General features: G+C 71.8%; 24 protein-coding genes. 7 read left to right on the top strand and 17 right to left on the bottom strand.

The window, feature by feature from the left end:
- Nucleotides 1–153: 153 nt before the first annotated feature.
- The 5 genes from AMETH_RS04330 to AMETH_RS04350 form a co-directional block, all read right to left on the bottom strand.
- Nucleotides 154–792 carry an AMP-binding protein gene (locus AMETH_RS04330; RefSeq protein ID WP_209436846.1) on the bottom strand — a complete coding sequence of 213 codons (639 nt, stop codon included), beginning with the start codon at nucleotides 790–792 and terminating at the stop codon, nucleotides 154–156.
- Nucleotides 793–911: 119 nt separating this feature from the next.
- Nucleotides 912–1,235 (bottom strand): hypothetical protein, encoded by a 324-nt coding sequence (locus AMETH_RS04335; RefSeq protein ID WP_017986822.1) that lies wholly within the window; start codon nucleotides 1,233–1,235, stop codon nucleotides 912–914.
- A complete protein-coding gene (locus tag AMETH_RS04340) occupies nucleotides 1,235–1,594 on the bottom strand; it encodes a DUF1707 SHOCT-like domain-containing protein (RefSeq protein WP_017986823.1) in 360 nt (119 codons plus the stop codon). The genes AMETH_RS04335 and AMETH_RS04340 overlap by 1 nt, the downstream gene beginning before the upstream one ends.
- Nucleotides 1,591–2,052, bottom strand: a complete 462-nt coding sequence (locus AMETH_RS41315; protein WP_017986824.1) for a DUF1707 SHOCT-like domain-containing protein — start codon at nucleotides 2,050–2,052, stop codon at nucleotides 1,591–1,593. The genes AMETH_RS04340 and AMETH_RS41315 overlap by 4 nt, the downstream gene beginning before the upstream one ends.
- A gap of 9 nt (nucleotides 2,053–2,061) precedes the next feature.
- Nucleotides 2,062–3,861: an acetyl/propionyl/methylcrotonyl-CoA carboxylase subunit alpha gene (locus tag AMETH_RS04350; RefSeq protein ID WP_017986825.1), complete on the bottom strand. Its 1,800-nt coding sequence runs from the start codon at nucleotides 3,859–3,861 to the stop codon at nucleotides 2,062–2,064.
- A 178-nt stretch (nucleotides 3,862–4,039) separates the two neighbouring features.
- On the opposite strand from AMETH_RS04350, the gene AMETH_RS04355 reads away from it, so the two are divergent.
- On the top strand, nucleotides 4,040–4,663 hold the full coding sequence (locus tag AMETH_RS04355; RefSeq protein ID WP_017986826.1) for a hypothetical protein: 624 nt from the start codon (nucleotides 4,040–4,042) through the stop codon (nucleotides 4,661–4,663).
- Here AMETH_RS04355 and AMETH_RS04360 read toward each other — a convergent pair.
- The 4 genes from AMETH_RS04360 to AMETH_RS04375 form a co-directional block, all read right to left on the bottom strand.
- The gene (locus AMETH_RS04360) at nucleotides 4,660–5,979 is read right to left on the bottom strand and encodes a dicarboxylate/amino acid:cation symporter (protein WP_017986827.1); all 1,320 of its coding nucleotides are present in this window, start codon (nucleotides 5,977–5,979) and stop codon (nucleotides 4,660–4,662) included. The genes AMETH_RS04355 and AMETH_RS04360 overlap by 4 nt on opposite strands.
- A 101-nt stretch (nucleotides 5,980–6,080) precedes the next feature.
- The gene (locus AMETH_RS04365) at nucleotides 6,081–6,707 is read right to left on the bottom strand and encodes a Maf family protein (protein WP_017986828.1); all 627 of its coding nucleotides are present in this window, start codon (nucleotides 6,705–6,707) and stop codon (nucleotides 6,081–6,083) included.
- A 16-nt stretch (nucleotides 6,708–6,723) separates the two neighbouring features.
- Nucleotides 6,724–8,163 carry an MFS transporter gene (locus tag AMETH_RS04370; RefSeq protein ID WP_017986829.1) on the bottom strand — a complete coding sequence of 480 codons (1,440 nt, stop codon included), beginning with the start codon at nucleotides 8,161–8,163 and terminating at the stop codon, nucleotides 6,724–6,726.
- Nucleotides 8,147–8,758 carry a PadR family transcriptional regulator gene (locus AMETH_RS04375; RefSeq protein WP_017986830.1) on the bottom strand — a complete coding sequence of 204 codons (612 nt, stop codon included), beginning with the start codon at nucleotides 8,756–8,758 and terminating at the stop codon, nucleotides 8,147–8,149. Before AMETH_RS04375 ends, AMETH_RS04370 begins: the two co-directional genes overlap by 17 nt.
- 262 nt (nucleotides 8,759–9,020) lie before the next feature.
- Here AMETH_RS04375 and AMETH_RS04380 point away from each other — a divergent pair, with 262 nt between their 5' ends.
- On the top strand, nucleotides 9,021–9,593 hold the full coding sequence (locus AMETH_RS04380) for a dienelactone hydrolase family protein (protein ID WP_017986831.1): 573 nt from the start codon (nucleotides 9,021–9,023) through the stop codon (nucleotides 9,591–9,593).
- Nucleotides 9,594–9,601: 8 nt separating this feature from the next.
- Here the strand turns inward: AMETH_RS04380 and AMETH_RS04385 are convergent, their stop codons facing one another.
- Nucleotides 9,602–10,249, bottom strand: a complete 648-nt coding sequence (locus tag AMETH_RS04385) for a GntR family transcriptional regulator (protein ID WP_017986832.1) — start codon at nucleotides 10,247–10,249, stop codon at nucleotides 9,602–9,604.
- A gap of 59 nt (nucleotides 10,250–10,308) precedes the next feature.
- On the opposite strand from AMETH_RS04385, the gene AMETH_RS04390 reads away from it, so the two are divergent.
- On the top strand, nucleotides 10,309–11,553 hold the full coding sequence (locus AMETH_RS04390) for an MFS transporter (protein ID WP_223843057.1): 1,245 nt from the start codon (nucleotides 10,309–10,311) through the stop codon (nucleotides 11,551–11,553).
- A gap of 52 nt (nucleotides 11,554–11,605) precedes the next feature.
- Here the strand turns inward: AMETH_RS04390 and AMETH_RS04395 are convergent, their stop codons facing one another.
- From AMETH_RS04395 to AMETH_RS04415, 5 genes are all read right to left on the bottom strand, one after another.
- Nucleotides 11,606–11,845 (bottom strand): acyl-CoA carboxylase epsilon subunit, encoded by a 240-nt coding sequence (locus AMETH_RS04395; RefSeq protein ID WP_017986834.1) that lies wholly within the window; start codon nucleotides 11,843–11,845, stop codon nucleotides 11,606–11,608.
- 9 nt (nucleotides 11,846–11,854) lie between these two features.
- Nucleotides 11,855–13,495, bottom strand: a complete 1,641-nt coding sequence (locus tag AMETH_RS04400) for an acyl-CoA carboxylase subunit beta (protein WP_017986835.1) — start codon at nucleotides 13,493–13,495, stop codon at nucleotides 11,855–11,857.
- 47 nt (nucleotides 13,496–13,542) lie between these two features.
- Nucleotides 13,543–14,310, bottom strand: coding sequence for a hypothetical protein (locus AMETH_RS04405; RefSeq protein WP_017986836.1), 768 nt, complete (start codon nucleotides 14,308–14,310; stop codon nucleotides 13,543–13,545).
- A gap of 324 nt (nucleotides 14,311–14,634) precedes the next feature.
- Complete coding sequence (locus AMETH_RS04410; protein ID WP_017986837.1) at nucleotides 14,635–15,576, bottom strand: SRPBCC family protein; 942 nt, start codon at nucleotides 15,574–15,576, stop codon at nucleotides 14,635–14,637.
- The gene (locus AMETH_RS04415; protein WP_017986838.1) at nucleotides 15,573–15,887 is read right to left on the bottom strand and encodes an ArsR/SmtB family transcription factor; all 315 of its coding nucleotides are present in this window, start codon (nucleotides 15,885–15,887) and stop codon (nucleotides 15,573–15,575) included. The genes AMETH_RS04410 and AMETH_RS04415 overlap by 4 nt, the downstream gene beginning before the upstream one ends.
- Before the next feature lie 110 nt (nucleotides 15,888–15,997).
- On the opposite strand from AMETH_RS04415, the gene AMETH_RS04420 reads away from it, so the two are divergent.
- Entirely contained in the window at nucleotides 15,998–16,438 is a 441-nt protein-coding gene (locus AMETH_RS04420; protein ID WP_017986839.1) for a PPOX class F420-dependent oxidoreductase, read from the top strand.
- Here the strand turns inward: AMETH_RS04420 and AMETH_RS04425 are convergent.
- Complete coding sequence (locus AMETH_RS04425) at nucleotides 16,435–17,043, bottom strand: TetR/AcrR family transcriptional regulator (protein ID WP_017986840.1); 609 nt, start codon at nucleotides 17,041–17,043, stop codon at nucleotides 16,435–16,437. The genes AMETH_RS04420 and AMETH_RS04425 overlap by 4 nt on opposite strands.
- A gap of 72 nt (nucleotides 17,044–17,115) precedes the next feature.
- Between AMETH_RS04425 and AMETH_RS04430 the strand changes: the two genes are divergently transcribed.
- The gene (locus tag AMETH_RS04430; protein WP_017986841.1) at nucleotides 17,116–17,637 is read left to right on the top strand and encodes a peroxiredoxin-like family protein; all 522 of its coding nucleotides are present in this window, start codon (nucleotides 17,116–17,118) and stop codon (nucleotides 17,635–17,637) included.
- A 128-nt stretch (nucleotides 17,638–17,765) separates the two neighbouring features.
- Entirely contained in the window at nucleotides 17,766–18,938 is a 1,173-nt protein-coding gene (locus AMETH_RS04435) for a serine hydrolase domain-containing protein (protein ID WP_026153802.1), read from the top strand.
- Nucleotides 18,939–19,042: 104 nt separating this feature from the next.
- Here the strand turns inward: AMETH_RS04435 and AMETH_RS04440 are convergent, their stop codons facing one another.
- Nucleotides 19,043–19,558 (bottom strand): winged helix-turn-helix transcriptional regulator, encoded by a 516-nt coding sequence (locus tag AMETH_RS04440; protein ID WP_017986843.1) that lies wholly within the window; start codon nucleotides 19,556–19,558, stop codon nucleotides 19,043–19,045.
- Between the two features lie 83 nt (nucleotides 19,559–19,641).
- Here AMETH_RS04440 and AMETH_RS36375 point away from each other — a divergent pair, with 83 nt between their 5' ends.
- Nucleotides 19,642–20,163, top strand: coding sequence for an MFS transporter (locus tag AMETH_RS36375; RefSeq protein ID WP_017986844.1), 522 nt, complete (start codon nucleotides 19,642–19,644; stop codon nucleotides 20,161–20,163).
- Nucleotides 20,164–21,618: the final 1,455 nt, after the last annotated feature.

Genomic DNA, 21,618 nt, shown 5'->3' on the forward strand with positions numbered 1-21,618 from the left:
CGCTCGGTGGCGGGCGCGCGGTGGCTGCGGGCGCGATGGCAGGGCGGCTCCGGCGGTAGCTCGTGGTGCGGCCCCGAGCGGGCCGCGGCCCGCCGCGTGCGGCAGGCGTGCGCGGCGCGCTGTGGCTGCGGCCGGAGCTTGCGAGTGGGCCTGTCAGGCTTCGCCGGCGAGGTTGGCTGCTGCGAAGCTCCCGGTGCCTGTGGCACGTTCGTGCAGGACCACCGTGTCGCCAGCGAGGAGGGCCTTGCACGTCAGCCGGTTGCCGATCGGGTGCGAAAGGGGCGCTATCAACAGCACCCGCTGCGGGCCGTCGGTGTTCGGCTGCGTCGTGCGGGCCATCTCCTCGTACACGTCCCGGTAGCAGACCAGGTTCGTGCCGTCGCCGGAGAACATCGTCTCGATCGAGCGCGGCAGCGGGGTCTCCTCGTCCCGCCGCGCGGCTCGCGCGACGCGGGACGTCACCAGCGGGCCTTCCGGGTCAGTGGTCAGCACGTGGTCGACCTCGAGCAGCTCCAGCAAATCGGAACGGCCCTCGTTGATGTGCACCACACGAGCACCGAGCAACTGGGAGGCGAACTGCAGAAGAATTGTTTCCGGCGCGTTTCCGCCGGTAATTGCGACCAGCTGCCCGGGGACGATCCCCTCGGATTGCAAAGTCGCATGCAGCCGCCGTAATGTGTCGAAGGTCTCCCGATACGTCATCGACCGGCCACGATGGGCGAAAGCGATCTGGTCGCCGCCATCTAACAGCACGTCGAGGATGCGGGTCAGAAAGACGCTGGACTCGCCCACGTTCCCCCCGTTCAGCGCTGAATCGGAATCTGAATCCAGATCATCACAACACGCCACCGCGCGCGAGGAATTGTGTCAGCCGGCACAAGAGGACTGGGCCACATCTGGGCCACGGACGGCTACGGACGCCGGACCGCCAGCCCGAGCGCGCCCGCCGCGAACCGGGCGACCGCGGCCACGGCGTCCCGCTCGGCCACCTCGTCGTCGGGAGAGGTCCAGACCTCGATGGTGCTGTCGGTGCCGAGCACGACCTCGCCCAGCATCGCGTCGGTGCGCGGCTCCGCGATCACCCACGCGTAGCTCTCGTCCCGCGCCCGCCGCGCGACGTACTGGCTCGGCGCGGTCACCCCGGCCGCCGTCAGCGCCGGGCGGTCGTCCAGCTGGTCGTCGGACCGCAACTGCCGCAGGTAGTACCGGCCCGCGTTGATCTCCACCGGATCCATCAGCGCCGCCAGCTCAGCACGACCGCCATCACCACCGGCACCAGCAGGACCACCCACATGCCGCGGGTCAGCACGAACGCCGCCACCGCCGCGATCACCAGCAGCGGAAGCAGCCCGAGCCCGACCTTCCGTGCGGGCGGCCGGGCGGGCACGGGCCGGTCGAGCACCCGCGGCCGGGGCGCGGGCAGGTCGGCGAACAGCGGCGCTAGGTCCGACCGGGTCCGGGCCGCGGCGACCTGCGCCGAGCGCCGCCCGAACTCGTCGATGTCCAGCCTGCCGGTGCGGACGTGCTCGGACAGGGCGTCCATGGCCTCCGTGCGCTCGGCGTCGGACAGCCGCAGGTCCGCCTCGTCGCTCACCGGCGCCGGTCCCGCCGGTCGTAGGCGCCGTGCCGGTCCCGCTCCCAGTCCTTGCCCCAGAACGCGCTGGCCGCCGCGGTGAACACGAACGGCAGGGCGATCCACCACCAGACACCGGTGACGATCGACAACGAGACCGCCGCGACCCACAGGAACGGCACCGCGGCCGCCGCCACCCGTTGCGACGTCGGGCGCTCGGTCCACTGCGGCGGCCGGTCCGGCTTCTTCTCCACCGCCTTCGCCTGCTGCGGCTGCTCGAACACCGGATGCGGCTCGGGCAGGTCCGCGAACAGCTCGGCGAGGTCCCGCCGCGTGCGGGCGGCGGTGACCTTCGCCGAACGGTCGCCGTACTCGTCGAGGTCCAGGCGCCCGGCGCTCAGGTGCTCGCCGAGAGCCTTCAGCGCGGACTCCCGGTCGTTGTCGCCGATGCGCAGATCGGGCGAGGGAACCTCGGTCACCCCGTCAGATTAGTCCTTGATTTCGAGCAGGGAAGCGCCTTGCGTGACAGCGGCGCCGACCTCGACCGAAAGTCCGGTCACGGTGCCCGACTTGTGGGCGGTGACCGGGTTCTCCATCTTCATCGCCTCGAGCACCACGAGCAGCTCGCCCGCCTCGACCTGCTGGCCGTCCTCGACCGCGACCTTGACGATGGTGCCCTGCATCGGCGCGGCCACGGTGTCACCGCTCGCCGCGGCCTTCGTGCCGCCGCCCCGCTTGCGCGGCTTGGCCTTCGCGGCGCCGCCGCCCTTGCCGCCGCCGCTCGCCAGCGCGAGGTCACCGGGCAGCGACACCTCCAGGCGACGCCCGCCGACCTCGACGACCACCGTCTGACGCGGCTCGGCGTCCTCCTCGGCCTCCGCGGCCGCGGTGAACGGCTCGATCTGGTTGTCGAACTCGGTTTCGATCCAGCGGGTGTGCACGGAGAAGCCGTCCTCGTCGCCGACGAACGCCGGGTCGCGCACGATGACGCGGTGGAACGGCAGGACCGTCGCCATGCCCTCGACGACCATCTCGTCCAGCGCGCGGCGGCTGCGCTCCAGCGCGTTCTGCCGGTCGGTGCCGGTGACGATGACCTTGGCCAGCATCGAGTCGAACTGGCCGCCGATGACGCTGCCGGTGACCACGCCGGAGTCGACGCGCACGCCGGGCCCCTCGGGGAACACCAGCTTGGTGACGGTGCCCGGCGCGGGCAGGAAGTTGCGCCCGGCGTCCTCGCCGTTGATGCGGAACTCGATGGAGTGGCCGCGCGGCTCGGGGTCCTCGGTGAACCGCAGCTTCTCGCCCTTGGCGATGCGGAACATCTCGCGTACCAGGTCGACGCCCGCGGTCTCCTCGGACACCGGGTGCTCGACCTGCAGGCGGGTGTTGACCTCCAGGAACGAGATCGTCCCGTCCAGGCCCACCAGGTACTCGACCGTGCCGGCGCCGGAGTAGCCGGCCTCCTTGCAGATCGCCTTGGCCGACTCGTGGATCGTGCGGCGCTGCTCGTCGGTCAGGAACGGCGCGGGCGCCTCCTCGACCAGCTTCTGGTGGCGGCGCTGCAGCGAGCAGTCCCGGGTGCCGACGACCACCACGTTGCCGTGCAGGTCGGCGAGCACCTGCGCCTCGACGTGGCGCGGCTTGTCGAGGTAGCGCTCGACGAAGCACTCGCCACGGCCGAACGCGGCGACCGCCTCGCGGGTGGCCGACTCGAACAGCTCGGGGATCTCCTCCTTGGTGCGCGCGACCTTCAGCCCGCGGCCGCCACCACCGAAGGCCGCCTTGATCGCGACGGGCAGGCCGTGCTCGTCGGCGAAGGCGATGATCTCCTCGGCGCCTCCCACCGGGTCCTTGGTGCCCGGGACCAGCGGGGCACCGGCCTTGAGCGCGATGTGCCGCGCGGTGACCTTGTCGCCGAGGTCGCGGATCGCCTGCGGGCTCGGCCCGATCCAGGTCAGGCCCGCGTCGATGACCGCCTGCGCGAAGTCGGCGTTCTCGGAGAGGAAGCCGTAGCCGGGGTGGACGGAGTCGGCGCCGGAGCGCTTGGCCACGTCGATGAGCTTGTCGATGACGAGGTAGCTCTCCGCGGCCGTGGTGCCGCCGAGGGCGAACGCCTCGTCGGCGAGCCGGACGTGCGGCGCGTCCCGGTCGGGCTCGGCGTACACCGCGACACTCGCGAGCCCGGCGTCCTTGGCCGCTCTGATGACGCGGACCGCGATTTCACCCCGGTTGGCGACGAGGATCTTCGTCACCGGTCCGCCCTGGGTCGCGCTGGCCTGCTCGGGCACGCCCTTACCTCCATCTGGTCCTTCACGCAATCCCCCGGAGCGTCGCGCGGCGCTTCCGCGGGCCTTTCCCGGAGTTTACGGTGGAGTAGTCGTGCTGCGGTGAGACCCGGCTCACGCTTACCCTGAAGGGGAAAGGGGTGGGCACGTGGGCAGGGGACGCGCGCCTCGATCGGTTGTCGTGACCGCGGTCGTGGCCGCCGTCGTGGCGTTGTCGGCGCTGGTCACCGTGCGGTTGCTGCGCGAGGACGGGGCGAGTGCGCAGGCGCCGGTCGGAGGCGCCGGGAGCACCGCGGTGACAGCGGGCGCGGACTGCGGTGAGGGCCCCTGCCAGGTGGTGGCGCGGGCGACCGTGGACGGCAAACCGGTCGAGCTGCTCGCCGATTCCCAGGGCGGCAACGGGCGATTTCAGGCGGGCGCGAACGCGATCGAGGTGACGGTGACCGCGCTGGGCGGGCGCCTGGACGCGAACTCGTTGTCCTGCGTGAGCGGCGCGGTGTCGGCCTGCCTGGTGCACGCGCGGCAGGAGGGCGCCTCGATCGCGCAACTGCTCGTCGACCGGGCCGGGACCTGGCGCTCGGTGGACAAGCCCTACTACTCCAGCGGCGGAGTCGTGCGGCTGGACGACGTCACCGGCGACACCGCGCCGGAGGTGGTGGTCGTGCAAACGTCGCCGGTGCTGGCGCGGGTGTTCGCGCTCGACGGCAGCGCGCTGGGCTGCACCCGGCGCTACACCTCGGTCAGCCAACTGCGTGGCTGGCCCGAGGTGCAGCTCAACTCCAGTGATCTCCGGGCTTGTACCTAGGCGCGAACTGGCTGCGGGGCGTCGAGGAGCGGCGCCGCCGTGGGGGAGTTCAGGACCTCGTCGTCAAGGAGGCCCTCCGTGCGCGCGATCCACGTCGGGATCGCGATCTGGCCGGCCACGTTCGTCGCCGTGCGCATCATGTCCAGGATCGGGTCGATGCCGTAGATCACGGCGATCCCGGTGGCGATCACCTCGGGCGGCAGGTTCAGCGTGCTCAGCGTCAGCGTGAGCATCGTGAACCAGCCGGTCACCCCGGCCGTGGCGATCGCGCCGAACACCGCGACCACGACGATCAGCAGGTAGTCGCCGAAGGACAGCGAGATGCCGAACAGGTTCGCGATGAAGATCGTCGCCACCGCGGGGTAAACCGCGGCGCAACCGTCCATTTTGGTCGTCGTGCCGAGCGGGACCGCGAAGCTCGCGTAGCCGGGGTCGACGCCCAGGTTCACCGCGGTCTGGCGGCTCAGCGGCAGCGTCGCGCCGGACGAGCGGGACACGAACGCGAACTGCAGCGCCGTCCACGACTTGCGGAAGAACACCGCCGGGCTCACCTTGCCGACGAACCGCAGCAGCAGTGGGTACACGCCGAACAGCACCAGCAGCGTGCCCGCGTAGACGGCGACGATCAGCGACAGCAGCGGCCGCACGAACTGGTCGCCGTAGGTGGCGAACGCATTGCCGATCAGGCCGAGCACACCCAGCGGCGCGAGGCGGATGATCCAGCCCAGCACCTTCTGCACGATGTCGAACACCGCGCGGTTGAAGTTCACGAACGGCTCGGCGCGGTCGCCCAGCGCGTACGCGGCGAGGCCGACGGCCAGCGACACGAGCACGACCTGGAGGATCTCGCCGTCGGCGAATGCCTCGAACAGGTTGCTCGGCACCAGGTTGTTGATCAGGTCCAGCCACGAGCCCTGGTCGCGCGAGGCGAGCTTCTCCACGGTCGCGGGCTGGGCCTGCAGCGAGACGCCGCTGCCCGGGTTCACGATCTTGCCGATGACGATGCCGATGAGCACCGCGATCAGCGAGGTCGTCGCGAACCACAGCACGGTCTTGCCGCCGAGCCGGGCCGCGGTGCGGGCGCCGCCGAGGCCGCGCAGGCTCACGATGCCCAGCACGATGGCGGTGAAGACCAGCGGCAGGACGGTGACCTGCAGCAGGTTCGTGAAGATCGACCCGATCGTGTCGAGGGTCGTGACGAGCCAGTCCTGGCTGGTCTGCTTCGCGAGGACGCCGAGCAGGGCGCCCACGACGAGGGCGACGACCACGATCAGGCCGAAGACCTTGGGTTTGGTGTAGGTCCGTAACAGGGACACGAGTTCGCTCCGGGGCGTGAAAGTCACTGGGTTGTGCCGCGTGTGGTCAACACGCGGCGTCACCGGACTCTTCCCCATGCCCCGTTCGTGTGGGGGAGTTCTCAGGATGTGGGAGACCAGAGGTCGGTCACGCTGACCCCGACCTCCGCGAGCAGCCGCCGGGTCAGCGGCAGGCTGATCCCGATCACGCTGGAGGGGTCGCCGTCGATGCCCTCGACGAACCACCCGCCGAGCCCGTCGAGCGTGAACGCGCCGGCGACCCGCAGCGGCTCGCCGGTGCCGACGTAGGCGTCGATCTCGGCCTCGGACGGCGACGCGAACCGCACCCGCGTGGTCTGGGTACCCACGGCCTGGTCGACCTTCGCGCCGCTCTTGACCAGCAGCACCGCATGACCGGTGAGCAGGTCGCCGGTGCCGCCCGCCATCTGGGCCCACCGCTTGCGTGCGGTCTCCGGGTCGCCCGGCTTGCCGAGCATCTCGCCGTTGAACGAGAGCATCGAGTCGCAGCCGACGACGACCGCGTCCGCGTGCGTGCGGGCGACTTCGCCCAGCACGGCCTCGGCCTTCGCGAGCGCCAGGGCGGTGACGAGCTCCTCGCGGGACGGGTCGGTCAGGGCCGCGGCCACGGCGTCCTCGTCGACGCCGGAGACCACGACGCTCGGTTCGATGCCCGCGGCGCGCAGGACCGCCAGGCGTGCGGGGGACTGTGAGGCCAGAACGAAGTGCACGTCGGGAGGGTATCCGTCAGGCCCGCGTGGCGGCTGGGGCGGGCGCGGGACGCGGAGCCGGGCGGCGCATGGCGGCCGCCGCGATGATTCCCAGCAACAGCACGGCCACCGGCAGCAGCAACGTCTCGCGCACCGCGTCCGTCAGCGCTTGCGGCTCGTTCCCGCCGCTGCTCGCCATGCCCGCGCTGATCCGGGCCTGCAGCAGCACGCCGCACGCCGCGCTGCCGAGCACGCCGCCGACCTGACGGGCCGTGTTGAAGATGCCGGACGCGGTGCCTGCGAGTCGCGGCTCGACCGAGCTCATGGTCACGTTGCTCATCGGCGCGAACACCGAGCCGGTGCCCACCCCGCACAGCAGCAGGCCGGGGAAGGTGACCCACCAGGTGCTCGTCTCGCGCGCCATCAACGCGATGAGCCCGAGGCCGGCGGCGAGCGCGACGATCCCGAAGATCACCAGGTACTTCGGGTTCGTCCGGTCCGACAGCCGGCCGATGAACGGCGCGATGATGCCGGACAGCAGCGACATCGGCGCGGTGACCAGTCCGGCCTGGGTGGGGGAGAGCAGCAGCACGTCCTGCACGTAGATCACCAGCGGCAGGAACATCGCGGTCATCGTGAAGCCGATCGTGACGGCCGTCAGCGTGCCCGCGGAGAAGTTGCGGTTGGTGAACACCCGCAGCGGCAGTAGCGGCTCCCGGCGGTTGTGGCGCTGCCACACCACGAACCCGGCCAGCAGCAGCACCCCGGCGGCGATCACCTCCGCCACGTTGACCAGGCCTGCGACGGTGCCCCAGTCGTAGTGCTGCCCGTTCTGCAGGCCGAAGACCAGCAGCGACAGCCCGGCGACCGACAGCAGGATGCCGGGCACGTCGAACGAGTGCGAGTTGCGCGGTTGCCAGTCCGGCACCAGCAGCGCCGCGAGCACCAGGCCGACCACACCCACCGGCACGTTGACGAAGAAGATCCACTCCCAGCCCAGGTGGTCGACCAGGATCCCGCCGAGCAGCGGGCCGGCGATGGTGGCCAGGCCGGCGACCCCGCCCCACAGGCCCATCGCCGGGCCGCGCTTGGCAGGCGGGAACAGGTGCGTGATGAACGCCAGCGTCTGCGGCGTCATCATCGCGGCGCCCAGCCCCTGCACGGCGCGCGCCGCGATCAGCATCTCGGCGGTGCCGGACAGGCCGCACCACAGCGACGCGAGCGTGAACACCGCGAGCCCGGCCAGGTACAGGCGCTTCGGCCCGAAACGGTCGCCGAGCCTGCTGGTGAACAGCATCGGCACGGCGTAGGTGAGCAGGTAGACGCTCATGACCCAGACGATGGCGTTGAGGTCGGTGTTCAGGCCCTTCACCATCGACGGGATCGCGATGGACACGATCGTGGTGTCCAGCAGGATCATGAAGAACCCGATGCACAGCGCGATCAGCGCCGCCCACGGACTAGCTCGCTCGGTCATCGGATCTGTCCTCAATGGATTCGGTGGGGACCGGGTGGAGGCGGTCCGGGTGGCAGTCGCCGGTCCAGTCGAGACGGCCGCTGGTGATGTCGTCCACCAGCTGCCGGGTCCACTCCAGTTCGAAGCGGACCTGCGCGGTCGTGTAACGCCAGTCGACCCAGTAGATCGCGGGCACCTCGTCGACCAGCCTGCGCGTGATGAGCTCCTGCGCCGCGGCCTTCGCCTCCAGGTGCAGCAAGCGCATCTGCAACTGCTCCAACGCGGCTTCGCGGCCGAGGTCGTCCATCGCGCCGAGGCCGCTGAGGAATTCGGGGTGCTCGTTGGCGAGCGTGCCGAGCATCGTCTTGGCGCGGTCGACGAACGCGTCCCGGCCCTGTTCGGTCAGCGCGTAGACGGTGCGCTCCGGGCGACGGCCGGCGCGCTGGGTCTCGACGATCTTGATGTGTCCGGCGGCCAGCAGGCGGTCGACCGTGTGGTACAGCGAGCCCGCCTTCACCGCGACCCGGTTGTCCAGATGGCGGTCGCGCATCAGCTGGGTCATTTCGTACGGGTGCATCGGCCGCTCGTGCAGCAGTTCCAGGACGGCCATCGCCATCGGAGTCAGTTTCGGGGAGGCCATGATCGCTCCAGTCCGGTTATTCCACGTGGACTATACGGTGCGGAAGACCTGATGGACAAGCAGGGTGGGCTGGTGCTCAGGACGCATCGTGAGGCCGCTGCCCGGCCTCGAACGCCGGGGCCGACTCGCGCGCGAGCGCCGTAGAACCGTTCCTCGATCGCCCGAACCCGCCGCGAGCGCACCACAGACCAGCTTCATCGAATGTTCCAGGCACGTGGATCGTTGAGGTAGGGTTCCAATGGCCGAGGTTGTGCTGTCCCACCACGTCCAGGGCTTGACCGACGGCCTGCGGGCGTTCGCCGACGAACTGCGCCGGGCGGGGCACGCCGTGCACACGCCGGATCTGTTCGAGGGGCGGACGTTCGCGAGCATCGAGGAGGGGTTCGCCTTCGCTCGCGGCGCCGGGTTCGAGCAGCTGCGGGAGCGTGGGATCGCCGAGGCCGAGGCGCTGGGACCGGCACTCGTGTACGCCGGGTTCTCGTTCGGCGTCACCATCGCGCAGCGCCTCGCGCAAACCCGCTCTGGGGCGCGCGGCGCGCTGCTCATCGACTCCTGTCTACCGCTCACGGAGTTCGGGAAGGCGTGGCCCGCCGGCGTTCCCGTCCAGATCCACGGCAAAGAAGCCGACGAGTACTTCGAGGAGGACCTGCCCTCGGCGCGTGAGCTCGCCAGTTCCACCCCGCACGCGGAGTTGTTCGTGTACCCCGGCGACCAGCACCTCTTCGCCGACTCCTCGCTGCCCGCGTACGACGCCGAAGCGGCCGGGACGCTCCTGGACCGCGTGCGGGCTTTCCTCGCTTCGGTGCGGTAGCGGCGGGGTCAGTGCGCGGCTTCGTCCCGGACGGCGGCGATGTGGTCGCCGATCAGCGCCTGCAGGGGCTCGGCGTCGCCGTCGGCGAGCAGGTCGCAGATGCGCTCGTGCTCGGCCAGGATGATCGGCGGGCGCACCGTGTTGTCCCGCAGCGCGGTGTTGACCATCCGCAGCTGGCGGTCGCGCAGACCGGAGTAGAACTCGGCGAGCAGGGCGTTGCCGGCGGCCTCGACGAGCGTCGCGTGGAACTCGCGGTCGAGCTGGGTGAAGCGGGCGGTGTGCTCGGGCATCGAGACGGCGCGCTGCTCGCCGAGCACGGCGCGCATCTTCGCGGCGACCTCGCGGTGCGTCCCGGCGGCGATGATCTTCGCGGCCGCGTGCCGCTCCAGGAAGATCCGGGCCTCGGCGATGTCGTGCACCTCGTTCGGCGACACCGGGACGACCAGCGCGCCGCGCTTCGGGTAGAGCCGGAGCAGGCCCTCGGCGGACAGTCGCAGGAACGCCTCGCGGACCGGGGTGCGGGACAGCTCCAGCGCCTCGGCGATCTCGCCCTCGCTGATCAGCCTTCCGCCTTCGAGGCGGCCGTCCAGGATGCGGTCCTTGGTCCACTGGTAGGCCCGGTCGCCGGCCGCCTGTGAGCGGTCCCTCGTTGACATGCGCGCATCGTAGCCAGGAGTCTGATAGATACAAGATAGATGCAACAGGAGGTGATCCGGTGGCAGCGGGCAGGGCTTGGCTGATGTGGGGGCTGGGGGCGCTGTGCTACCTGACCGCGTTGTTCCACCGGATGAGCCTCTCGGTCGCCGGTCTCACCGCCCAGGAGCGGTTCTCGATCGACGCGACCGGGCTGGCCGCGTTCTCCGTGGTGCAGCTCGTGCTCTACGCGCTGCTGCAGGTGCCCGTCGGCGCGGCCGCCGACCGGTTCGGGCCGCGGCGCCTGCTGGCGCTCGGGATGGCGCTGATGGCCGCGGGGTCGATCGTGTTCGCGCTGGCCACGGCCTACCCGGCGGCGATGGCGGGCCGGGCGCTGATCGGCGCCGGTGACGCGTTCCTGTTCGTCAACGTGCTGCGGCTCGCGCACAACTGGTTCCCCGGCCGCCGGTACGCGCTGGTCGCGGCGCTCACCGGGATGATCGGCGGGCTCGGCCAGCTGATCGCGACCGCGCCGCTGGCCGCACTGCTCGCCGGGTTCGGGTGGACGCCCGCGTTCCTGGTGGCCGGCGTGATCACGGCGGTGCTGCTGGTCGCGGTCGGCGTCGCGCTGCGGGACGGCCCGTCGGCGACAGTGCGCGAGGAGCCGCGGGAACCGTTGCGGGTGAGCCTGCGGCACGCGTGGCGCAACCGCGGCACCCGGCACGCGATGTGGACGCACTTCACGCTGATGGGCGCGTTCGTCACGTTCACCGCGGTGCTCGGGCAGCCGTACCTGGTGCACGCGCAGGGCCGGACCCCGGCGGCGGCGAGCGCGCTGCTGACTGTGGTGGTGGGCGGTTTCGTGCTGGCCGGGACGTTCGCCGGGCAGCTGGCGTCCCGGCGTCCCGGGGTGCGCGGGCCCATGGTCGCCTGGGCCGCGGTGGTGAGCGTGGTGTGCTGGGCGGTGCTGGTCGTGGTGCCCGGACCGCTGCCGGTGGCCGTGCTCGGGCCGGTGCTGTTCCTGATCGGCGCGGCGGGCGCGGTGAGCATGCTCGCCTTCGACCTGGCGCGCTCGGCCAACCACGGGCACCAGGCCGGGGTGGCGAGCGGAGTGGCCAACATGGGCGGATTCACCTTCGCGGTGGTCGCCGAGCTGGGGGGCGGCCTGCTGCTGGACGAACTGCTGCGGCACGGGGTGGCCGGGCCGCTGGCCTACCGGTTGTCGTTCCTGGTGGCGCTGGCGATGGGACTGGCAGGCACCGTGCGGCTGCTGACCCTGCACAAGCACGCCGGAGTGCGTCCGCGCGAGCTGGAGCTGGCCGCTTAGCCGGACGCAGCTCTGCGCCGGTGGGCGGGCCCACCGGCGCAGAACTGAAAACTCAACGCGGCCAGGCCGAAGCCCGCCACGCGCCGGAACCCGGCTGCGGCAACGGCCGCCGCACCAGGGCGGCGCGGTCCGCCCAGAATGAGGTCCGCTCCGGCTTCTCCGGCTCCTCGCCTGGCGCTGACGCGGCCGCGGCCACCACGGCAGTCAGCGCCGCCAGCTCGGCCTCGTCCGGCGTGCCGCGCACGACGCGCAGCAACGGCCGGGCGGGCGGCGTTTCCTCGGATTCGCTCATCGCTCCCCCTTACAGCGGGATGTTGCCGTGCTTCTTGGGCGGCAGCGTCTCGCGCTTGTCACGCAGCATGGACAGCGCGCGGGCCACGTGGCCGCGCGTGTGCGACGGCACGATCACCGAGTCGACGTAACCCCGCTCAGCCGCCTCGTACGGGTTGAGCAGCGTATCCTCGTACTCCTGGATCAGTTCGGCCCGCAGCGCCTCGACGTCCTTGCCCTCCTCGGCGGCCTTCGCGAGCGTCTTGCGATGCACGATGTTGGCCGCGCCCTGGGCGCCCATCACCGCGACCTGCGCGGTCGGCCACGCCAGGTTGATGTCCGCACCGAGGTGCTTGGAACCCATGACGTCGTAGGCGCCGCCGTAGGCCTTGCGCGTGATGACCGTGACCAGCGGGACCGTCGCCTCGGCGTAGGCGTAGATCAGCTTCGCGCCGCGACGGATGATGCCGTTCCACTCCTGGTCGGTGCCCGGCAGGAAGCCCGGCACGTCCACGAACGTCAGCACCGGCACGTTGAACGCGTCGCAGGTCCGCACGAACCGCGCCGCCTTCTCCGAGGCGTCGATGTCCAGGCAGCCGGCGAACTGCGTCGGCTGGTTGGCGACCACGCCGACCGCGTGCCCGTCGACCCGGCCGAACCCGACGATTACGTTCGGCGCGAACAACTCCTGGACCTCCAGGAACTCGCCGTCGTCGAGCACGCGGGTGATGACCTCGTGCATGTCGTAGGGCTGGTTCGGCGAGTCCGGGATCAGGGTGTCCAGCTCGAGGTCGGACTCGGTGACGCCGTCGGCGATCGACCCGTCGGTCGGCTCCGGCGAGTCGAACACCGGCGGCTCGGACAGGTTGTTCGACGGCAGGAAGGACAGCAGCTCCTTGACGTAGGCGATCGCGTCCTCCTCGTCGGTGCCGAGGTAGTGCGCGTTGCCCGACTTGGTGTTGTGCGTCCGGGCGCCGCCCAGCTCCTCGAACGTCACCTCTTCGCCGGTCACGGTCTTCACGACGTCCGGACCGGTGATGAACATGTGCGAGGTCTGGTCGACCATCACGATGAAGTCGGTGAGCGCGGGGGAGTAGACGTGCCCGCCCGCGTTGGCGCCCATGATGAGCGAGATCTGCGGGACGACGCCGGAGGCCTTCACGTTGCGGGTGAAGATCTCGCCGTACAGGCCGAGCGAGACCACGCCCTCCTGGATGCGCGCGCCGCCGCCCTCGTTGATGCCGATGATCGGGCGGCCGGTCTTGATGGCCAGGTCCATCACCTTGACGATCTTCTCGCCGTAGACCTCGCCGAGTGAACCGCCGAACACGGTCACGTCCTGGCTGAACACGCACACCGGGCGGCCGTCGATGGTGCCGTACCCGGTCACCACGCCGTCGCCGTACGGGCGGTTCTTCTCCTGCCCGAAGTTCGTCGACCGGTGCCGTGCCAGTTCGTCGAGCTCGACGAACGAGCCGGGATCGAGCAGCAGGTCGATCCGCTCGCGGGCGGTCTTCTTGCCCTTCGCGTGCTGACGCTCCACGGCACGGGCGGACCCGGCGTGCACCGCCTCGTCGTTCCGGCGGTACAGGTCGGCCAGCTTCCCGGCCGTGGTGTGGATGTCCGGCTCCTCCGCCGGAGGCGTCCCGATCGGCTCCGTCGCGCTGCTCATGACGGGAGCCTATCTACTGCGCAAGGGGCGCGTGTGTGGCGTGAACCTCACCTGGCGAACCGCGACCACACGTCGAGCAGCCGCCGGGCCGATCCGCCCACCGGCCCGACCGCGTCGGCCAGGGTCCGCGCGTCCGGCAGCTGCGCCGAGTCGATCGCCGCCACCGCCTGCTCGGCGTCCGAAATGGTCGACGAGCAGACCGACAGCAGGTAGTCCGGCACGGTCAGGGCGGGGTCGGTCACCCCGACCACGGGCGTGCCGACCGCGGTGACCAGTGGGAACACCGTGCCCGGGATGCCGATGGCGGCTTCGGCGCGGGCCGTGGCCTGCACGGACGCGACGTCGCTGATCTCGTACCGGTCCCACAGCGTGCGGTCCTCACGCGGGTGCGGGCCGACGAGGATCCGCTTGCCGGCCGCCGCGAGTTTCTCCGCCGACGCGAGCAGCAGTTCGGTGCCGGGCGCCGCGGAGCCGGTGCCGTCCGGGTGGGTGACGCTGGTGAGCACCAGGACGAGGCCCGGCTCCGGCTTGCGCTCGGGCAGGCCGTCGGTCTGCGGCGAGCCGACGACCTTGATGCGGCGGCGCGTGCCGAGGTAGGCGCCGAACGCGCGGGCCTCGGCGGGGGAGGAGGACGTGATCAGCCGCGGGTGCAGCTCCTTCGCGCGCGCGGCCCGGACCGGCTGCTGGTAGGCGAGCGAACTGGCGACGAGCGGCAGCTTCCGGAAGCGGGCCGCGCAGTCGGCCGGCCAGTCCCCGGCGCCCGTGACGACGAGCAGGTCCGCCCGCGGCGCGGTGTCCGGCGTCGCGACCGGCACCGGTCGCTGGGGGTGATGCCGGTCAGGTCCGGGACCAGCTGGGTCAGCCGCCAGTCGCGCCGCGCGGCCTCGGCCAGCAGCGGTTTGACGTGGTAGGTGCCCCACGGCTCGTTGGTCGCGATCAGCACGTGCGGGGCCCGGGAGGCGCCGGCGGTTCCGCCACCGAGGGTGGCGAGCGCGAACGCGCCGCCGAGGACCGCGCGCCGGGACACCGGGTTCGTCATGATCGACAAGCTAGGCGGCGCGGACGGCGGCCAGGTGAACGGCGAGCGACCGCTGTCAGCCCGTCAGCTGCTCGGCGCGTTCCACACATGTCGAGATCGGTCACCGCGCCTTCTCCTCGTAGCGTTTCGCCAGCAGGGCCGTGCGCTCCTCGGGCCACGGGCAGCGGATCTCGCCGAACGTGGCGGCGAAGAACAACTCCAGGTGGGTGTGCCAGGCGGCCAGCAGCTCGGCCCGCAGGTGCTTCAGCGCGAACGGGACCGTCTGCGTGAGCTCGATCCGGGTGCCGAGTTCGGCGTCCGCGACGATCTCGAACCGGACCCGGCCCGCGGGCGCGCCGTCGTGCAGCCAAACGTACTCCAGCACGTGCGGCGCGGACGCGGTGACGATCTTCCCCGCGGGCACGTAGCCGTTGGTGGCGCGCAGTGGTGGCGGGCCGCCGGGTTCGACCGGGGAGTCCTCGGTGAGCAGCTGCCAGATCTCGGCGGCGGGCTTCCAGACCAGGTCACGCGCGAACCGCAACTCGTACCCGGCGGCCGTTTCGGGCACCGAGCCGTCGCCGAGGCCGAACTGGTCGATGTAGTGCTCCATCGCGGGCAGCCAGTCCGGCGGCGGGGGCGCGTCGGCGCCGTCCAGCCGCGCGTTCAGTGCGCCGAGGCAGGTGTCCCAGCCGATCGCGTTCCGCCCGGCGGCCAGCCGCCCGATGTCGCCGCCGCCGATCGTCTGGGTGAACACCAGCAGGCAGCCGTCGCCGTCCGGCAGCAGCTCGAACCGCAGCACGTCGAGGTTCCAGGTGAAGGCGAACACCTTCGGCGGGTCGAATTCGAGGACCTCGCCGGTGCCGCCGTCGTCGACCGGCGCGTCGCCGGGGAAGACGAACCGGATCGGCGCGCCGATCCGCGCCTCGGTCTCGACGCGCGCCGGGAACCAGTGCGCCAGCTCGGCCGGGTCGGTGACGGCTCGCCAGACCTTCCCCGGCCGGTGCCGCAGCCGCCGTTCGAAGCGCAGCACGGGTTTTCCGGCGATCGTGCGGAATTCGGTCACCTCGGGTCCTCCATCGAGTCCAGGTGGCGTTCGAGGGCGTCCAGGCTGGCGTTCCACATGCGCCGGTAGGGGGCCAGCCAGGCGTCGATCTCGGCGAGCGGCTCCGGGCGCAGCCGGTACCAGCGGCGTTGCGCGTCCTGCCGGACCTCCACCAGCCCGGCCTCGCGCAGCACCTTGAGGTGCTTGGACACCGCGGGCTGGGTGAGGCGCAGGCGCTCCACGAGGTCCCCGACCGGGCGCTCCGACGTGCGGAGCAGGTCGAGGATCTCGCGCCGTCGCGGCTCGGCGAGGACCTCGAACGTTGATGCCATACGAGGAATATAACCAACGAGGAATGCAAGTCAAGCTGTCACATCGGTGTTCCCCGGGCACGTGGAAGTGCCTTCTTCCGCGGCGGCGCCGGCCGGGACAAGATCGGCTCATGAGCGAAGAACTCCTCGACCTCGTCGCCGGCCGCCAGTTCGGCGCATTGGCCACGATCCGCCGCGACGGCAGGCCGCAACTGTCTACAGTGGTCTACGGCTGGTACCCGGAGGAGAAGCTCATCCGGATCAGCTCGACCGTGGACCGTGCGAAGGTGCGGAACCTGCGCCGGGACCCGCGCGCGGTCCTGCACGTCGCGGCGCCGGACGGGATGGCGTACGCGGTCGTGGAGGGTGAGGTCGACGTGTCGCCGGTCAGCGCCGATCCGGGGGACGCGACCGGACGGGAAATGGCCGAGCTCGCCTCGCGGTTCGAGGACCCGTACGCCGATCTCGACCGCTTCTACCAGCGGATGGTCGACGAGCGGCGCGTGGTGATCCGCCTCCCGGTGTCCCGTGTGTACGGTCTCCCGCCCGGCGCGCTTCCCGTTCGGGACTAGAGCCCGAGGCCGCGCAGCAGGATGTCGAACCCGTGCCGGAACTCCTCCTCCGGCGGGATCGACCGGGCCTGCGCGGCGGTTTCGGACAGGATCGGGAACTCCTCCGGCGGCAGGTCGGCCAGTGCGGCCGTGCCCGCGCCGGACAGCGCCCCGAAGTGTTCCACCTGCAACGCGCCGAACACGTAACCCACGATCGTCCGGAACGCGATCGCCCGGCGCTTGCCGGTGAGACCCGCGTCCGTCAGGACGGTCAGCATCGTTTCGCCCCAGCGGATCGAACTGGGCACGTGGTGGCGGTGCATGAGCAGCAACGGCACCACCGCCGGGTGTCGCGAAACCGCGATCCGGACCCGGTCGGCCAGCACGCTCAACCGCTCGCCGGCCGGACCGCGCGGCACCGTCACGTCGATCGCCTGCAGCACCAGGTCGACCACCAGGCCTTCGAGCTCGTCGCGGTCGGACACGTAGCGGTAGAGCGACATCGTGCCCATGCCGAGCTCCTTGGCGACCGTGCGCATCGACAGCGCGTCGAGCCCCTCGCGGTCGAGCACGGCCAGTGCCGCGGTGGCGATCTGCGTGGTGGTCAACGAGCGGGGGCGTGGCATGGCGTTTGACAGCGTACAGGATACGCGCATACGTTCGTAGGCGTACGCCACACGCTTACGAAAGGGGTCCCCATGCGTGAGTTCGAACTGGACGCGGTCGGCGGCGAGCGCGTCCGCGTTCCCGACCCGGAACGCCTGGTCCACCTGCAGTTCCGGCGCTTCGCCGGCTGCCCGATCTGCAACCTGCACCTCCGCTCGGTCGTGCAGCGGCACGACGACATCGAAGCCGCCGGCATCCGCGAGGTGGTCTTCTTCCACTCGCCCGCCGACGAGCTGCGCGGCTACGACCTGCCGTTCGCCGTCGTCGCCGACCCGGACAAGCGGTACTACCGCGAGTTCGGCGTCGAGTCCGGCCGCCGCGCGCTGCTGCACCCGCGGACGTGGGGCGCGATCCTGCGGGGCTCGGCCCTGACGCTGCTCGGCAAGTACCGCCCGCCCGCGGTCCGGCAGGAGGGCGGGCGCCTCGGGCTGCCCGCGGATTTCCTGATCGACCCCGCCGGCCGCGTGGTGGCGCGGAAGTACGGCGAGCACGCCTACGACCAGTGGTCGGTCGACAAGCTGCTGGCCCTCGCGCGGACGGCGGTGGTCCGGTGAAGCACGGACTGTTCACGGATTCCCTTCGGCAGCGGCTCTGATGCCCGAGGGAGCGTGCTCGGCCGGCGCGGTGCGGCGGCGGGCGCCGAAGTCTTCACAGGGGCTCGCTGCTCGGCTTGAATCGGACGATGAGCACAGGTGGCTTGTCGAAAGCCCGGCTGGGGCGGCTCCACGACGTGATGGCCGGTTACGTCGAACGCGGCGAGGTCCCCGGGGTGATCACGCTCGTCGAGCGCCACGGCGAAGTGCACGTGGACGTGCTCGGCTCGGTCGCGTTCGGCGGGCCCGCGTTGAGCCGGGACAGCCTGTTCCGCATCAGCTCGATGACCAAACCCATCGCCGCGGCGGCCGCGATGGCGCTCGTCGAGCAGTGCCGGCTCCGGCTCGGCGAGCCACTGGACGAACTGCTGCCGGAGCTGGCGACCAGGCGGGTGCTCGCCAGGATCGACGGGCCGCTCGACGAGACGGTGCCCGCCGAGCGGGCCATCACGCTGCGGGACCTGCTCACGTTCCGGATGGGGTTCGGCCAGCTGTACCTGCCGGAAGAGCCGCCGATCGTGCGGGCGGCGAACGAGGCCGGCATCGGGATGGGCCCGCCGAGGCCGTCGGAGATGCCGGAGCCGGATGAGTGGATGCGGCGTCTCGGCTCGTTGCCGCTGATGTGCCCGCCCGGCGGCCGCTGGCTCTACAACACGGGTTCGGACGTGCTGGGCGTGCTGCTCGCGCGGGTGGGCGGTTCGCTGGAGGAGGTGCTGCGCGAGACCGTGCTGGACCCGCTGGGGATGGACGACACGCGGTTCACCGCGGACGCCGGCCGCCTGGTCACCGCGTACGGGGGCGACCTGACGGTCTACGACCCGCCGGACGGCGAGTGGTCCCGCCCGCCCCGGTTCCCGTCCGCCGCGGGCGGTCTCGTGTCCACAGTGGACGATCTGCTGCGCTTCGGCCGGATGATGCTCCACTTCGGACGTTGCGGCAGCGGGCGGGTGCTGGCGCGGCCCACGGTCGAGGCGATGGTCACCGACCAGCTCACGTCGGGGGACAAGGCGGTGTCCGGCTTCTACCCCGGCTACTTCGACACGCGTGGCTGGGGCTTTGGCCTGTCGATGACCACCGCGCGCGACGACATCGCGTCGGTGCCCGGCCGCTTCGGCTGGGACGGCGGGCTCGGCACGTCGTGGTTCTCCGATCCGAAGGAGGACCTGGTGGGGATCCTGCTGACGCAGAAGGCCGGGTTCCCGCAGTACAACAACCTGTACCTGGACTTCTGGACCTCGGTGTACCAGTCAATCGCGGATTAGCGCGGCCGGGTGGTGATGGCGCAGAACGCGTCACGGACCCACCGCATGTGATCGACTCTGCCCGAGCCCGTACGCGGTGGGCCAGGGATTTCGCGGAGAGCGGATCAGGTCAGCGGGGTCAGCAGCCGGTGCGGCTCCCGCAGCGCGACGCTCACCGGGTCGTCCCGGTGGCCGCGCTTCGCGCCGGGACCGAGGCTCACCACCAGGTCCGCCGGGCCCGGGACGGTCCGGCAGTGCGGGCAGAGCCCGGACTCGGTGACGGCGGTGCCGCAGTCCGCGTGGCTGAAGACGCGCCGCGGCCCGGCGGGCGGCCCGAACTCGTGCTCGCCCCACTGCGCCAGTGCGAACACCGCGGGCCACAGGGCGATGCCGCGCTCGGTGAGGACGTACTCGTGGCCGGACGGCCGCGGCCGCCGTTCGAGCAGGCCTGCGGCCACCAGGGACTTCAGCCGGTCGGTGAGGACGGCCCGCGGGATGTCGAGGTGCGCGCACAGGTCGCCGAACCGCCGGACGCCGTAGAAGAAGTCCCGCAGGACGAGCAGCGTCCACCGCTCGCCGACGGCCTCCAGCGCCCGCGCCAGTGAGCAGTCCTGGGTCGCGTAGTCCTTGCCGAGTGCCACGGATCCAAGCATAGCGACTGGTTCAGTTATTGAACTTATGCTGCTAGGGTCACTACTAGTTCATTGACTGAACTGGAGGGGTGATGGCAACGCTGGTGATCGCGTGCGCCGCGGCGTTCCTGGTGCTGGTGAACTTCACGGCGCCGCTTGCCACGCTCGGCGAGATCGCGGACGCGCTCGGCGCGGGGCCCGCCGGGCAAACCTGGATCCTCGGGAGCATCAGCCTCGGCCTGGCCGCGGCGCTGCTGATCGCGGGCAGTCTCGCGGACACTTTCGGTCGCAGGCGGGTGTTCGTGCTGGGCGGCGCGGGGCTCGCGGCCGGCAGCGTGCTGTGCGCGCTGGCGCCGGCGACCTGGGCGGCGTTGCTGGTGTCCAGCCTGGGGCTCATCGCGCACGCCCACCCGGCCGGGGCCGCGCGCGTGCGGGCCACGGGACTGTGGGGCGCGATGCTCGGTGGCGGCATCACCGGTGCGGGTCTACCTCGGCGGCCTGCCCGCGGACGCGGTGCCGGCGCTCGTGCCGGCCACCACCGGCCGGGACATCGACGCCGGCACCGCACGGACGATCCACCAGCGCAGCGGCGGCAACCCGTTCTCCGTGCGTGAACTGGCACGCGTGCTCGACACCGGAGGCGCGCTCTCGGCGGTGCCGCCCGGCGTGCGGGACGTGGTCCGGTACCGCGTCACGCAGCTGCCCGACGCGGTCCAGGCCGTGCTGCGGCAGGCCGCGGTCATCGGCACCGAGGTCGACCTGGACCTCCTGCCCGGCGACGCCCTCGACGCGCTGGAACTCGCCGCCGAACGCGGTTTCCTCGTCGAACACGGGCCGGGCCGGTTCCGCTTCGCGCACGCGCTCGTCCGCGACACGCTTTACCAGGACCTGTCCCGCTCGCGCCGGGCGCGGTTGCACGCGCGGATCGGCGAGGCGATCGAGCGCCTTCGGCCCGGTGACGTCGCCGCGCTGGCACACCACTTCCTGCTCGCCGAGGCGCCCGCCGCGGTGCGGTACGCGCGCGCCGCCGCCGAGGACGCCGAGCGCCGGTTCGCGCCGCACGAGGCCGCGCGGCTGTGGCAGGCCGCGCTCGACCACGCCGATCGTCGCGCGCCCGCTGACGCGGATGGTGGCGCGGCCGCCGGTGTGCCGGAGCGGCTCGAGCTGATCATGGGCCTGGTGCGGGCGCCGGCCGTGGCAGGCGAGCTCGATCGCGCCCGCAACCACCGGGCCGAAGCGCTCACCCTGGCCGAACAGGTCAGCGACCCCGCGCTGACCGCACGCGTGCTCGCCGCGTTCGACGTGCCCGCGATCTGGACCGCGCACGACGATCCCGCGCTCGCCCAGCGAATCGCCGAGGTGACCGAGCGGACCCTGGACGCGTTGCCGCCGGGCGAAGACGCGGTTCGCGCGCGCCTGCTCGCCACGCTCGCCCTCGAACTGCGCAACACCGCAGGCGACCGGGGACCGCGGCCCGCGCGGGAAGCCGAGGCACTGGCCCGGCGCCTCGACGATCCCGCCCTCCTCGCGTTCGCCTTGAACGCCAGGTTCATGCAGTCGTTCGAGCGGGCCGGGCTCGCGCCGGAGCGGGCCCGCATCGGGCAGGAACTGGTCGAGCTGGCCCGGCGCGACGAGCTGGTGGCGTTCGAGGTGCTCGGCCACCTCGTGCTGATGCGGGCCGCCTCGGCCCTCGCCGACTTCCCGGCCGCCGACCGCCACGCGCAGGCGGCCGACGAGCTCGGCGAGAAGCACGAGATCGCGCTCGTCGGCGTGTTCACGCAGTGGTACCGCGCGATGCGGACGTCCGCGGCCGGGCAACCCGCCGCGGCGGCGTACCGCGCGGCGGCGGCCCCGCTGGCAGGCACCGGGATGTCGGGAGTGGCCAGTGGGATCCTCGGCTTCGCCCTGCTGTGCGATCGCCTCCAGCGCGGCGCCGACCCCGGGCAGGACCTCGACTTCGGCGCCTACGAGCCGTGGTGCCGTCCCGTGGTGTCCGACGACGGGTCGGAAGATCGCGCCGTCCCCGCGCGACCTGCTCTTCGAGGCCCGCACGTGCCTGCGCGCCCTGG

This window comes from Amycolatopsis methanolica 239 (genome assembly GCF_000739085.1).
Classification (GTDB): Bacteria; Actinomycetota; Actinomycetes; order Mycobacteriales; family Pseudonocardiaceae; genus Amycolatopsis_E; species Amycolatopsis_E methanolica.